Source organism: Natronococcus occultus SP4, assembly GCF_000328685.1.
GTDB classification, from domain to species: Archaea; Halobacteriota; Halobacteria; order Halobacteriales; family Natrialbaceae; genus Natronococcus; species Natronococcus occultus.
The window spans coordinates 1,380,595-1,393,459 of sequence record NC_019974.1 but is presented as its reverse complement, the minus strand read 5'-3'; the positions used below and the strand labels follow the sequence as shown (position 1 = coordinate 1,393,459).

The 12,865-nt window shown below is 65.8% G+C and carries 11 protein-coding genes; 5 read left to right on the top strand and 6 right to left on the bottom strand.

Annotated features, from left to right (window positions below; genetic code table 11):
- Window positions 1-235: 235 nt before the first annotated feature.
- Window positions 236-2,032, top strand: coding sequence for a BCCT family transporter (locus NATOC_RS06810; protein WP_015320688.1), 1,797 nt, complete (start codon window positions 236-238; stop codon window positions 2,030-2,032).
- A gap of 81 nt (window positions 2,033-2,113) precedes the next feature.
- Here the strand turns inward: NATOC_RS06810 and NATOC_RS06805 are convergent, their stop codons facing one another.
- From NATOC_RS06805 to fdhF, 5 genes are all read right to left on the bottom strand, one after another.
- The gene (locus tag NATOC_RS06805) at window positions 2,114-2,536 is read right to left on the bottom strand and encodes a universal stress protein (RefSeq protein WP_015320687.1); all 423 of its coding nucleotides are present in this window, start codon (window positions 2,534-2,536) and stop codon (window positions 2,114-2,116) included.
- Window positions 2,537-2,603: 67 nt separating this feature from the next.
- Window positions 2,604-2,759: a hypothetical protein gene (locus tag NATOC_RS22265; protein ID WP_015320686.1), complete on the bottom strand. Its 156-nt coding sequence runs from the start codon at window positions 2,757-2,759 to the stop codon at window positions 2,604-2,606.
- Window positions 2,760-2,796: 37 nt separating this feature from the next.
- Window positions 2,797-2,967, bottom strand: a complete 171-nt coding sequence (locus NATOC_RS21775; RefSeq protein WP_015320685.1) for a hypothetical protein — start codon at window positions 2,965-2,967, stop codon at window positions 2,797-2,799.
- Window positions 2,968-3,042: 75 nt separating this feature from the next.
- Window positions 3,043-3,480: a universal stress protein gene (locus tag NATOC_RS06800; protein ID WP_015320684.1), complete on the bottom strand. Its 438-nt coding sequence runs from the start codon at window positions 3,478-3,480 to the stop codon at window positions 3,043-3,045.
- Window positions 3,481-3,718: 238 nt separating this feature from the next.
- Entirely contained in the window at window positions 3,719-5,854 is a 2,136-nt protein-coding gene (gene fdhF / locus NATOC_RS06795) for a formate dehydrogenase subunit alpha (protein WP_015320683.1), read from the bottom strand.
- A gap of 122 nt (window positions 5,855-5,976) precedes the next feature.
- Between fdhF and NATOC_RS06790 the strand changes: the two genes are divergently transcribed.
- On the top strand, window positions 5,977-6,549 hold the full coding sequence (locus tag NATOC_RS06790) for a hypothetical protein (RefSeq protein ID WP_015320682.1): 573 nt from the start codon (window positions 5,977-5,979) through the stop codon (window positions 6,547-6,549).
- Between the two features lie 6 nt (window positions 6,550-6,555).
- Here NATOC_RS06790 and NATOC_RS06785 read toward each other — a convergent pair whose 3' ends face one another.
- Window positions 6,556-8,271: a formate--tetrahydrofolate ligase gene (locus NATOC_RS06785; protein WP_015320681.1), complete on the bottom strand. Its 1,716-nt coding sequence runs from the start codon at window positions 8,269-8,271 to the stop codon at window positions 6,556-6,558.
- A 303-nt stretch (window positions 8,272-8,574) separates the two neighbouring features.
- On the opposite strand from NATOC_RS06785, the gene NATOC_RS06780 reads away from it, so the two are divergent.
- Genes NATOC_RS06780 through NATOC_RS06770 form a run of 3 tightly spaced genes read left to right on the top strand, consistent with a single transcriptional unit; the run spans window position 8,575 to window position 12,850 of the window.
- Complete coding sequence (locus NATOC_RS06780; protein ID WP_015320680.1) at window positions 8,575-11,106, top strand: GcvT family protein; 2,532 nt, start codon at window positions 8,575-8,577, stop codon at window positions 11,104-11,106.
- Between the two features lie 2 nt (window positions 11,107-11,108).
- The gene (locus NATOC_RS06775; protein ID WP_015320679.1) at window positions 11,109-11,882 is read left to right on the top strand and encodes an electron transfer flavoprotein subunit beta/FixA family protein; all 774 of its coding nucleotides are present in this window, start codon (window positions 11,109-11,111) and stop codon (window positions 11,880-11,882) included.
- Window positions 11,879-12,850 (top strand): electron transfer flavoprotein subunit alpha/FixB family protein, encoded by a 972-nt coding sequence (locus tag NATOC_RS06770; protein WP_015320678.1) that lies wholly within the window; start codon window positions 11,879-11,881, stop codon window positions 12,848-12,850. Before NATOC_RS06775 ends, NATOC_RS06770 begins: the two co-directional genes overlap by 4 nt.
- Window positions 12,851-12,865: the final 15 nt, after the last annotated feature.

The window sequence follows — 12,865 nt, the reverse complement described above, 5'->3', positions numbered from 1 at the left end:
ACGTACACGGATATTTACCAAAACTATATACCGAACTGCAGGCAATCGACGTACTGTGATTGACAGTCAATATCATTCGTGATATGTTCGCACGGAAATTCGTCGCCGCAACGAACCGGAAAGCCGGGACGGAGAGATCGATCCGGCATCGCGTCACGAACGGCCGCTTCGGAACAGGACCGATAGACGACTTCGTGCGGAGCGACGGCGGGCGGAACGCATACGGAGGGTAACTATGGCAGACGACGACAACAGCGGTATCCAGGGAGAACTCTTCCACGCGGAGACGGACCGAGAACCGGGCGACAGGAACTGGCAAGGGTACGGCTTCGACATCAACCCCCCCGTGTTTTTCATCGCGGGCGGGTTGATCGTGCTGTTTATCGTTCTCTCGCTTGTGTTTCCCGACCAGGCGGGGACGGTCTACCAGGAGACCCGTGTTGCAGTGTCTGACTACTTCGACTGGCTGTTCATCCTGGCGGCGAACAGCTTCATTATCTTCATGATCTATCTCGCCATCAGCAAGTACGGCTCGATCCGCCTCGGCGGGGTCGACGGCGAGAAGGAGTTCAGCGACATCTCCTGGGTCGCGATGCTGTTCAGCGCCGGGATGGGGATCGGCCTCATGTTCTTCGGCGTCGCCGAACCGGTGTTTCACCTCTTCGACCCACATCTGGGCGCGGAGGCGGGAACCGAGGGCGCCGGTGAGGTCGCACTCGCAGTGTCGCTGTTCCACTGGGGGGTCCACCCGTGGGCGATCTACGCGCTGGTCGCGCTCGGACTCGCCTTCTTCTCGTACAATCGGGGGCTTCCGCTAACCTTCCGTTCGGTGTTTTACCCGGTGCTCGGCGATCGGATCTACGGCTGGCCGGGCCACCTCATCGACATCTTCACCATCTTCGCGACGCTGTTCGGCCTCGTAACCTCGCTCGGACTGGGGGCGTTACAGATCAATGCCGGACTGACGTTCCTCGGCGACGAGGTCGGCGTGTTCCCCGCGGTTCCCGACTCGATCTGGGTCGCCGTGGCGATCATCGGCCTCGTTACCGGGCTCGCGATCATCTCCGTCTATCTCGGTCTCGACAAAGGGATCCGACGGCTCAGCAACCTGAATCTGACGCTGATGTTGATCCTGCTGATTTCGGTGTTCGTTCTCGGGCCGACCCTGTTCGTCCTCGGCGCCCTGCCACAGGGGATCGGTGGCTACCTCGGAAACTTCTTCGAGCTTTCCTTCTTCGGGAACACCTTCGACGACCACTACTTCCAGGGCTCGGAGTTCTACGGGCCCGGCGGCGAGGGCGAAGGTGACTTCCTCGTCGACTGGACGGTGTTCTACTGGGCCTGGTGGATCTCCTGGTCGCCGTTCGTCGGGATGTTCATCGCCAGGATCTCGAAGGGGCGCTCCGTCCGCGAGTTCGTCGGCGGCGTGCTCCTGATCCCCGTCATCTTCTCGTTCGCCTGGTTCTCGGCGATGGGTGGAACCGCCCTGAACTTCGAGCTGAACGACGCGACGGCGGGCGCGATCAGCGACCCCGTCTTCGAAACCGGCGAGGAGGTCGCGATGTTCGCGATGTTCGAGCAGATGCCGGGGACGCTGATCCTCTCCGTGATCGCGATCGTTCTCGTCACGACGTTTTTCGTGACGTCTTCGGACTCGGGGTCGCTCGTCCTCGAACATCTGAGCACCGGCGGGAAACACGAGACGCCCCCGGCTGGGCGGGTCTTCTGGGCCGCCTCGGAGGGGCTGGTCGCCTCGGCGCTGCTGATCGCCGGCGGCGACGCGGCCGTCGAGGCGCTGCAGGCGGCGGCGATCGCCAGCGGGCTACCGTTTACGTTTATCCTGTTGTTTATGATGTACGCCGTGCTGACCGGGCTCAGACGAGAGTACAGAACCCTTCAGTCCGACGAGTTCGCCGAGCTAATCGAGAACCTGGAGGAGGAAGACGAGATCGTCGTCAGGAGCCGGACCGGTGACCTCGTCACACACGTCAGAACCAGAGACGGCACCGTCGTCGACGTCGGCGACGACTGAAAGGGGTCCTAGCCGGCTTCTGGAGCGACCGGTCCCGGTCACTTCGCTCCGGACATCCCGTTCAACGGGCCCTCGGTGTCGCTACGAGCGAACGACGGTCACCGGCTTCGAGCACAGCCGGACGACCTTCTCGACGTTCGATCCGAGATACCGCTCGAGGGTTCCCCGTCCGCGTTCGCCCATGACGACCGCGTCGACGTCCTCGCGGTCCGTGTACTCGAGCAGCTGTTGGGCGACCGTTCCGGACTCGACCGCGCCGACGGCCTCGAGTCCGCGGCGATCGGCGCGATCGACGACCTCGTCGACGACCTCCTGTCCGTACTGGCGGTACTCTTCGAGACCCTCCTCGCTCGCGCCGATACTGAGGATATACGAGGCCTTCGTCTCGACGACGTAGACCACGTGCACCTCTGCGTCGAACGTCTCCGCGAGCTCCAGCCCGTGGTCGATCGCCGCCGACGCCTTCCGGCTGCCGTCCGTCGCGATCAGGATCCTGTCTAGCATTCCCGTTCCACGCCGTCCTTCGGAGGACTGGCGCAAATAGTTTGGGTCCCGGACGCACGGTCGTCGTTCACTCGACGTTGATCTCCCGGAAGTAGATCGCGAACGCCACGAACGTCAGCAGCGTGCCCGCGATGAAGTGCCGTCCCGCGAGCAACAGGAGCAGACTCGCGACGGCAAACACTACGGCAAGAATCGTGGCGGCGATCGCGACGAATCTGGACATACCGACTGCACCGTACGGACGTGACTTAGGGGTATCGTCACTCCGAGGACGTCCGTCGCTCGGCGAGCAGTCCGATGGCGCCGAGGACGACGGCGGCGGCGCCGACGAGTAGCTGGACCGTGTCCCCACCGAGCAGTCCGCTAGCGCCGACGAGGACGCCACCCCCGAGCAGGAACAGCCGAAGGTACGTTCGTGGAGTTCGGGACATCGTTTCGGACGCCGGTTCGATTGCGAGCGACTCAACGGTGACGGTTCGACGACGGAACGGGAGCCGTCCGTCGGGCTAGCTCGTCCACTGGGCGCCGGCGACGACGGTGACGGGCGTGTCGGCCATCCGGATGACCTTCTCGGAAGTGCTCCCGAGGTGGCGATCGATCGCGCCGTGGCCCTGCTTTCCCAGCAGGATGAGATCGACGTCGTTCTCCGCACCGTAGTCGACGATCTCCGCGGCCGGCCGGCCGGTTCTGATAACTCCCTCGCCGCTGAGGCCGCGCTCGGACGCCCGGTCGATCACCCTCGTGACGACTTCCTCGCCGTACTTCCGGTAGGACCGGAGCTCGTCGTCCGAGAGCCCGACCGTCAGGATGTAGTTGGCCTTGGTTTCGACGACGTACAACACGTGTACCTTCGCACCCACCTTCTCGGCGAGGTCGAGGCCGTGGTCGATAGCTCCCTCGGCCTCGTCGCTGCCGTCCGTCGCGATCAGAACGTTATCGTACATGTGTACTCGTCCTCGTCCTCGTCCGGAACATGGCGGGTCACTCATATAGTCCTTGCTTTTGTTACCATACAGCACAGGACACAACGCGGACGTTACAGAGATTCGAGGAACGACTTCAGTCGTGGGTGAAGTCACGAGCCACTCGAAGCGACCGGCTCGCGTGGACCGCCGACGTCAGCCCCGGAACGAGCCCGAGTCGGGCGGTGGTCGTGCCGGCAAAACGGGATACCAGCCCGTCTCAGTCGTCGGCCGGCGCCTCCGAGTCGGCCGGCTCGATACCGACCTCGATCTCGGCCGCCGCGGCCTTGTACTCGGGGATCTTCGCGCGCTCGTCGAGGACGTCGTTGGTGAGACGGTTGGCGGAGGCGGCCGCGAAGTGTGGCGTCGTCCACACCGATCCCTCCTTGATCGCGTCGGTGACCTGGGCCTCGACGGTGATCTCGCCACGCCGGGACTTGAGGACGACGTCCTGGCCGTCCTCGATCCCGTAGCGCTCGGCGTCGTTGGGGTGGACGTCGACGAAGTTCTCGGGGGTCTGGCGGTTCAGCGTCGGCGAGCGACGGCTCATCGTCCCCGTGTTGTAGTGTTCCTCGAGCCGGGCAGTCGTCAGGATCAGCGGATACTCCTCGTCGGGAGTCTCTTTGGGGGGCTGATGGGTCACACCCTCGATCTGCCCGAGGCCGTTGTCGGTGTCGAAGCTGTCCTCGTAGAGGTACTGGTCGCCCTCGTCACCGAGTTCGTAACAGGGCCACTGGATCCCCTCCTCGCCGAGGATCTCGTAGGTCATCCCGTAGTAGCTCGGACAGACCTGCCGGAGCTCCTCGAAGACGGCCTCCTCGTCCTCGAAGCGGAACTCGTCCTCGCTGAACAGCCGGCTGCCGACCTCCATGAGGATCTCGAGGTCGTGTTTCGTGTTCTCGTGGACCTTATCGACGCCGCGCATCCGCTGGACCCGGCGGTCGGTGTTGGTGACGGTGCCGCCGCGTTCGGCCCAGGTCGTCGCCGGGAGGACGACGTCGGCGTACTCGGCCGTCTCGGTCATGAAGATGTCCTGTGCGACCATGAACTCCAGGTCCTGAATGCGCTCGATAACCCGGTTGGCGTCGGGTTCGCTCACGACAGGGTTCTCGCCCATCACGTACAGTCCCTTCACCGAGTTGCCGAACTCGTGGGAGAGCTCGACGTTCGTCAGTCCGGGCTCGTCGGGCACCTCGAACCCCCACTCCTCCTCGACGGACTGGCGGGCCTCGTCGTCGTCGACCAGCTGGTAGCCCGGCAGGACGTTCGGCATCGCACCGACGTCACAGGTCCCCTGGACGTTGTTCTGGCCTCGAAGCGGGTTGACACCCGTTCCCGGCTTGCCGAGGTTGCCCGTGATCAGCGCGAGGTTGATCTCGTTCTGGACGTTGTCGACCCCGCAGGTGTGCTGGCTCATCCCCATCCCGGTGAAGATGGCCGCGTTGTTCGCCATCGCGTACTTTTCGGCGGCCAGCTCGATGTCCTCGAGCGGGACGCCACACTGCTCGGCGGCCTCCTCCTTGTCGAACTCCGAGAGCGTCTCCTTGAGGTGGTCGAACCCTTCCGTTCGCTCCTCGATGAACTCCTCGTCGATCCAGCCCGCGTCGGGGTCGTCCTCGTGGTTCTCCAGAATCGTCTTGATCACGACGTTCAACAGCGGGATGTCGGTCCCCGGCTCGAGCTGGAGGTGCTGGTGGCGGTCCGTCTCGTCGATCTGGAACGACGAGGTCGTCTTGTTGGCGTGGGGGTCGACCTGGATCACCGTCGCCCCCTCGAGGACGGCCTGCCGGAAGTACTGGCTGTTCGCAATCGGGTGTTGCTCCCCGGGATTCGCGCCCTGGATCCAGAAGACGTCAGCCGACTCCTCCAGGTCGGCCATGCTGTTTGTCATCGCACCGGCGCCCAGACTCGTCCGTAGCGCCCACACCGTCGAGGCGTGACACATCCGGGTGCAGTTGTCGACGTTGTTGGTGCCGTACCGTCGCGCGAGCTTCTGGAGGAGGTAGTTCTCCTCGTTCATCGTCTTTGAGGAGCCGAAAAAGCCCATCGCGTCGGGCTCGTACTCCTCGCGGATGCGCTCGAGTTCGTCGACGATGCGGTCGTAAGCCTCCGCCCAGCTGGCCTCGCGGAACTCGCCGTCCTCTTTGATCAGCGGCTCGGTGAGTCGGTCCTCGTGGTCGACGACCTCCGTCGCCGCGCCACCCTTGATACAGATCCGGCCCTCGTTGACCGGCGCATCACCCCACGGCATGAACTGGACGTCGCCGGGCTCTTCGCCCTGGTTGACCTGGATTCCACAGCCGACGCCGCAGTACGGACAGATCGTCTTTACCGGCTCCGACTCCTCAGTCGCCATCGGAATCACCTGTGCGGAAGTTGCCCATGATATGGTATCACGTTTTGCGCGACGAGGTATGAACGTTTCTCCCACGACGGTGAGGAAAACGTTCACACTCTCTGCCGCACAACCGATCGTCGATGGCGCTCTCCCCGGATACGGTCGAGACCCTCGCCGACGAGTACCCCGATGAGCAGCCCCTCGCGGCCGTCGAAGACGAACACCGCGAGCTGTTGCCCACGACGCTGCGGCAGGGAACGTACGGCCGGCGCGACGTCGAGTGGATCGTCCAGTGGTACTTCCGGCGCTTCCTCGGGCGATACCCCGACGCGGACCGACGCGCCGCCGAGGAACGGTTCGGCGACAACGAGTACGAGGCCCTCGAGACGGCGGTCGAGGACGCCCTCGAGGCCGAGTCGACGGCCGCAAAACTCGAGGCGCTGACGGCGCTTTCGGGGGTCGACGTCCCGGTGGGGACGGCGTTTCTGCAGTTCCTCGAACCGGAGCGATACCTGGTGATGAGCGCCCGGGAGTGGGCGGTGCTTCGCGAGCACGGGGAGCTCGAGGCGCCGTATCCCGAACCGCCCGAAGCGTCCGACTACGAGCGCTACCTCGAACGCTGTCGCGAGCTCGCCGAGCGGTGTGAGTGTGAGCTGTGGACGTGTTACCGAGCGCTGTGGCTGCTCGGATACCGATCGGAAACGCGGGAGTGAGCCCGCTCAGAACAGGCCGTCGATGCTTCCGTCGGACTGCAGCTCCATGTTCGCGGCCGCGGGCTCCTCGGGAAGCCCGGGGAGGGTCAGCACGTCGGCGGTCAACACCACGAGGAAGCCGGCCCCCGCCGAGGGGTAGATCTCGTTGACTTCGAGGGTCCAGTCCTCGGGGACGCCCTTGCGGCTGGCGTCGTCGCTCAGCGAGTGGAAGGTCTTGGACATACAGATCGGGACGTCGTCGAACCCGTGCTCGGTGAGCCGTTCGATGTCGGTTTCGGCGTCGCTGTGGTACTCGACGCCGTCGGCCCCGTAGATCTCGGTCGCGACAACCTCGATCTTCTCTTTGATCGACATCTCGAGGTCGTACAGCGGCTCGAACGACGACTCGGTCTCGGCTGCGTCGACAAGTTTCTCGGCGAGGTCGACGCCACCCTCGCCGCCGTCGCTGAACACCGTTGACTCCGCTGCCCGCACCTCGAGGTCCTCCCGGCAGTGGTCGAGAACCGCCTCGACCTCCGCGTCGCTGTCGTCGGGGAACCGATTGAGCGCGACGACGACGGGAACGCCGAACTTTCGCAAGTTCTCGACGTGTTTATCGAGGTTCTCGAGCCCGCGCTCGACGGCCGCGACGTCCTCGTCTTCTAACTGTTCGAGGTTCGGCGGCCACATGTTCTGGCCGTGGTACTTCAGCGCCCGTACCGACGCGACGACCGTGACCGCGTCGGGCTCCATCTCGCCGAACCGACAGACGATGTTCATGAACTTCTCGGCGCCCAGATCTGACCCGAAGCCCGCTTCGGTGACGAGATACTCCGAGAGGTGGGCCGCGACCTCGTCGGCGATCAGCGAGTTGGTGCCGTGGGCGATGTTCGCGAAGGGACCACCGTGGACGAACGCGGGCGTCCCCTCGATCGTCTGGACGACGTTCGGCTTGAGTGCGTCCTTCAACAGGATGGCAGCGGCGTCGGTCGCACCGATATCGTCGACCGTGATCGGCTCGCCGTCTTCGGCGTAGGCAACGATGATCCGACCGATCCGGGCCTTGAGGTCCTCGATACCGTCGGCGAGACAGAGCACCGCCATCATCTCCGAGGCCGCGGTCAGGATGAACCCGTCCTCGCGGGGAACGCCGGTGACCTCGCCGCCCAGACCGACCACCGTCTCCCGGAGCACCCGATCGTTCATGTCGATCGCGCGGGGCCAGTTGATCCAGTTGACGGCGATGTCGAGCTCGTTGCCCTGCTTGATGTGGTTGTCGAGCATCGTCGAAATTAGGTTGTGCGCCGAGGTGAGCGCGTGTAGATCGCCGGTGAAATGGAGGTTGATATCCTCCATCGGGAGCACCTGGGAGTATCCGCCGCCCGCGGCGCCGCCTTTCACACCGAAGACCGGTCCCAGCGACGGCTCCCGGATCGCGATCAGCGCGTCCCGATCGATCCGGTTGAACGCCTGGCCGAGTCCGACCGTCGTCACCGTCTTCCCCTCACCCAGCGGCGTCGGCGTCATCCCGGTGACGAGGACGAGCTTTCCGTCCTCGGAGCGCTCGCTGCGAAGCCGTTCGATCGCGTCGAAGGAAACCTTCGCCTTGTGTTCGCCGATCAGTTCGAGGTCCTCGGCGTCGAGTCCGAACGGCTCGACGACGTCGTCGATCGGACGCTTCTCGGCGTTCTGTGCGATCTCGTAGTCGGTCGGGATCCTCCCGTCCTGGTTCGAATCAGTCATCTAGCATACGTTTTCTCGAACCGGTGATAAGTGTTAGCTCACATGTATTGTTCCGGATACGACGCCCACCGCCCTCGACGACGCTCGGCCGACGCCTCGCTCGTCAGCGATAATAACGTGGGGGGTGTGGGCCGAACCGGTTCGGCCGTAACCCGACGTTCTCACGGCTACTACGGGAATTTAATATCCTGGATATCGTTGACACGACACTGAACGTAGTATGGGAGATAACAACACACACAGGAGAGGGGATTGGTATCCGAACGGAAGACGGACGGACGGATTCGAGAGAGGTGAGCGTGGATGAGCGACGCCGTCCCCTCGAGTGCGAGGACGGTCGTCATCGGCGCGGGGATCGTCGGCAACAGCCTCGCGTACCACCTCGCGAAACAGGGGCGGGAGGATATCCTGTTGCTGGACAAGGGACCGCTGCCGGATCCCGGCGGTTCGACGGGTCACGCGTCGAACTTCCTGATGCCGGTCGAGCACTCCAAGGAGATGACCCACCTCACCCGCCGGAGCATCGAGCAGTACGAGGACATGGACACCTTCACGAACAGCGGCGGGATCGAGGTGGCCCGGACCGAAGAGCGCATGGAAGAGCTCCGACGGCGCGTTCAGTCCGCGAAGGCCTGGGGCGAGCCCGGACGCATGCTCTCGGTCGCGGAGATCGAGGAGATGGTTCCCTACGTCAACACCGACATCATCGAGGGTGGCTTCTACAGCCCGGGTGCGGGGACCTGCGATCCGCTACGGGCCGGCGAGGTAATGCGGGCCCGCGCGGAAGAGTACACCGACGGCGGGCTGACGGTGTCGCCAAATACGACGGTGCTGGATCTCCACGTCGAGGACGGCGCGATCACCGCGGTCGAGACGGACCGGGGAACCGTCGAGGCCGACGAGGTCGCCATCGCCTGCGGGCTCTGGAGTCCGAAGATCGCCGCGATGGCCGGCGCCGAGATCCCGCTGACGCCGGCGGTCCACCAGATGGTCAGCGTCGGTCCGATCTCCTTTTTTGAGGAGTACGAGGGTGAGATCTCCTTCCCCGTTGTCCGGGATATGGACACCCAGATGTACGAGCGCCAGCACGGCAACGACCTCGAGGTCGGCTCCTACCAGCACCGCCCGATCCTCTGGGACGTCGACGAGATCCCCTCGATCGACGAGGCGCCGCTGTCGCCGACCCAGCCGCCGCTGACCGACGACGCGTTCGAGCAGTCGATGCACGACGCCCTCGAGATCGTTCCCGAACTGCTGGACGATCCCGAGGCCGGCGTCCGCCACGAGATCGACGGCCTGCTGTCGGTCACCCCCGACGGGGCGCCGCTTCTGGGGCCGCTACAGGACGTCGACGGGCTGTGGTCCTGTGCCGCGGTCTGGATCAAGGAGGCACCCGCCGTCGGCGAGGCCGTCGCCCAGTGGATGACTCGTGGCTGGTCCGACATCGACCTCCACGGCTCGGACGTCAACCGGTTCTACGAGTACGGCACTTCGAGGCAGTTCGTCAAGAACCGCGCCCACGAGGGGTTCCAGAAGATCTACGGCATCGTCCACCCCCACGAGCAGTGGCAGAGCTCCCGCCCGCTGCGCACGAGTCCGTTCTACGACCGCCAGGACGAACTCGACGCGCGCTTTTTCGAGGCCGCGGGCTGGGAACGGCCCCAGTGGTACGAGTCAAACGAGGACCTCCTCGAGCGCTACGCCGACGATCTCGAGGGGCTCGAACGGCCCAACGAGTGGGACTCGCGGTGGTGGTCTCCCATTATTCTGGCCGAACACCTCCACATGCGCGACGAGGTCGCGATGGTCGGCGATATGGGCTTTGGCATCTTCGATTTCGTCGGCGAGGACGCCTGCGAGTTCCTCGAGGGGATGGCCGTCGGCCGGATCGACGTCGACGTCGGGAAGACGGTGTACACGCCGATCCTTGCGGAAAACGGCGGCTTCGTCTCCGATCTGACGATCGCCCGGATCGGCCCCGATCACTTCCGGCTGATCACGGGCGGGGCGGCCGCGGGCTCCGATCGGGCCTGGTTCGGGAGTCACATCCCCGAGGACGCCGACGTCACGATGATCGACAACACCGAGTCGCTGTGTACGCTGGGCGTCTGGGGGCCAACGGCCCGCAAGGTCGTCCAGTCTGTCGCCGAGGAGGACGTCTCCCACGAGGCGTTCCCGCCGTACACCGCCCGGGAGCTCACGATCGGCGAGATCGACGCCTGGGCGATGCGGCTCTCCTACGTCGGCGAGCGGGGCTGGGAGCTCTACGCCCCGATGGGTCAGGGCCGACGGCTCTGGGAGCTGCTCGAGGACGCCGGCGCGGACCACGACATCCGCCCCGTCGGGATGGGCGTCTACGGCACCACCGGCCGCATGGAGAAGGGGTACCGCCTCTACGGTCACGAGCTCGAGCTGGAGTACGACCCCTCGGAGGCGGGCCTGACCTTCCACGGGGTCAAGGACGCCGACTTCGTCGGGAAGGAGGCCTACGCCGAGGCCGTAGAGACCGAGAACGCGGCGACGCTGTGTACCCTCTCCGTTGCCGACCACGCGCCCGAGGACGGGGAGCGCCGGTTCATGCTCGGCGGCGAGCCCGTCCTCGACGACGACGGCGAGGTGATCGTCGACGAGGAGGGTCGCGAGTCCTACGTGACCAGCGCGGGGACGGGGCCGACCGTCGGCAAACACCTCCTGATGGCGTACCTTCCACCGGAGTACGCCGTGGAGGGCCGCGAGCTCGCGGTCGAGTACATGGGCCAGCAGTACCCCGTCGAAGTCGAAGTCGCCGGCAGCGAGCCGCTGTTCGACCCCGCAAACGACCGCATCCGGAGCTAACCATGAAGGTACTCGCCTGTATCAAACGCGTCCCGAACACGGGCGCTAAGATCGTCCTCACCGACGACGAGCAACGGATCGACACGAGCGGGCTGGGGTTTACGATGAGCCCCCACGAGGAGTGTGCGATCGAGGAGGCCGTCGCGAAGGTCGAGACTCACGGCGGCTCGACCCACGTCCTTACCCTCGGCCCGCCCGAAGCGGAGGAACAGCTCCGGACGGGACTGGCCATGCAGGCCGACGAGGCAACGCTGCTCGAGACCGACGGTGCGGAGTGGTCCCCGCGGGCGACCGCGGACGCGCTCGCCGACGGAATCGAACGGGTCGCCGACGAGGACGGCGCCTTCGACCTGCTGTTGTTCGGCAACGAGTCGGCCGACGCGGCCAACTACCAGGTCGGCGTCCGCGTCGCGAACGCGCTCGGCTACCCCTGTGTCACGGGGATCAAGGACCTCGACGTCGAGGACGGGACGGCGATCGCGAGACGCGAGATCTCCGGCGGAGAGGAGGTCTACGAACTCGATCTGCCAGCCGTCGTGACAGTCAAGGAAGGACTCAACGAGCCCCGCTACGCCTCGATGCGGGCCAAGATGCAGGCCCGTCAGCAGGAGATCGAGCGCCTCGAACCCGAGGCCGAGCCCCGAACGGACGGCCTCGAGAAGGTCCGCCTGGAAGCGCCCGAGACCGACGACTCGCCCGCCGAGGTGCTGGGCGAGGGGCCCGAGGCGGTCCCGGAGATCGTCGCCGTCCTCGAGGAAGAGGTCGAGGTCGTATGATCCTCGCGTTGGTCGAACACGACGGCGGGGCGCCCGAGGAGACCTCCCTCGAGGCGCTGGCGCTGGCCCGCGAGCTGGCCGACGCCGAGGACCGGGCGCTGGCGGCCGTCGCCTTCGGCGACGGGGCCGCGGCGCTGGCCGACGTCCTCGGCGCCCACGGCGTCGCGGAGCTCCACCACGTTGCCCACGACCGCCTCGAGCGCTACGCGCCCGACGCGTGGGCGGAGAGCGTCGTCCAGCTCGCCGACGACCGCGGGGCAGCGACGATCGTCGGTCCGGGAACCGACCGCGGGCACGACGTCCTCGCACGCGTCGGCGCGAAACTCGACGCGCCGCTGGCGACGAACTGTCTCGAAGTCGAGGTCGACGACGGCGCCTACGAGCTCCGGCGGAACCGCTGGGGCGGTAGCCTGATCGAGCACGCCCGCCTCGAGGGCGAGCGAAAGCTGCTGACGGCCGCCGAACACGAGTTCCCGGCCGAACCCGCGTCGTCCGCGACCGAGCCGACCGTCTCCGCGTTCGAACCCGATCTCGAGGACGCACACCTCGCGGTCCAGCTCGACCGCGTCGAGACGGGCGACGAAGAGGGGATCCCGCTGGGCGAGGCCCGGGTCGTCGTCGGCGGGGGACGAGGCGTCGGCAGCGCCGAGGACTACGATCAGCTCGAGGAGCTGGCGGAGCTGCTGGGTGGAACCGTCGGGGCCTCCCGGGCCGCTGTCAACGAGGGGTGGCGCCCCCACGACGACCAGGTCGGCCAGACGGGCGCGAAGATCAGCCCTGACGTCTACATCGCCTGCGGGATCAGCGGCGCCGTCCAGCACATGGTCGGCTGCAAGGGTGCCGATTCGATCCTGGCGATCAACACCGACTCCGAGGCGGCGATCGTCCAGAAGGCCGACTGGGCCGTCGTCGCCGACCTCCACGAGGTCGTGCCGGCGTTGAACGAGGCGCTCCGGGAGGCCGACTGACGGCCCTCCCGGTGG

Coding starts and splice junctions, on each gene's coding strand:
- NATOC_RS21775 (WP_015320685.1), bottom strand. CDS start 2,967: ATGTCCCGAACTCCACGAACGTACCTTCGGCTGTTCCTGCTCGGGGGT.
- NATOC_RS06800 (WP_015320684.1), bottom strand. CDS start 3,480: ATGTACGATAACGTTCTGATCGCGACGGACGGCAGCGACGAGGCCGAG.
- NATOC_RS06805 (WP_015320687.1), bottom strand. CDS start 2,536: ATGCTAGACAGGATCCTGATCGCGACGGACGGCAGCCGGAAGGCGTCG.
- NATOC_RS06790 (WP_015320682.1), top strand. CDS start 5,977: ATGGCGCTCTCCCCGGATACGGTCGAGACCCTCGCCGACGAGTACCCC.
- NATOC_RS06810 (WP_015320688.1), top strand. CDS start 236: ATGGCAGACGACGACAACAGCGGTATCCAGGGAGAACTCTTCCACGCG.
- NATOC_RS06785 (WP_015320681.1), bottom strand. CDS start 8,271: ATGACTGATTCGAACCAGGACGGGAGGATCCCGACCGACTACGAGATC.
- NATOC_RS06770 (WP_015320678.1), top strand. CDS start 11,879: ATGATCCTCGCGTTGGTCGAACACGACGGCGGGGCGCCCGAGGAGACC.
- NATOC_RS06775 (WP_015320679.1), top strand. CDS start 11,109: ATGAAGGTACTCGCCTGTATCAAACGCGTCCCGAACACGGGCGCTAAG.
- NATOC_RS22265 (WP_015320686.1), bottom strand. CDS start 2,759: ATGTCCAGATTCGTCGCGATCGCCGCCACGATTCTTGCCGTAGTGTTT.
- fdhF (WP_015320683.1), bottom strand. CDS start 5,854: ATGGCGACTGAGGAGTCGGAGCCGGTAAAGACGATCTGTCCGTACTGC.
- NATOC_RS06780 (WP_015320680.1), top strand. CDS start 8,575: ATGAGCGACGCCGTCCCCTCGAGTGCGAGGACGGTCGTCATCGGCGCG.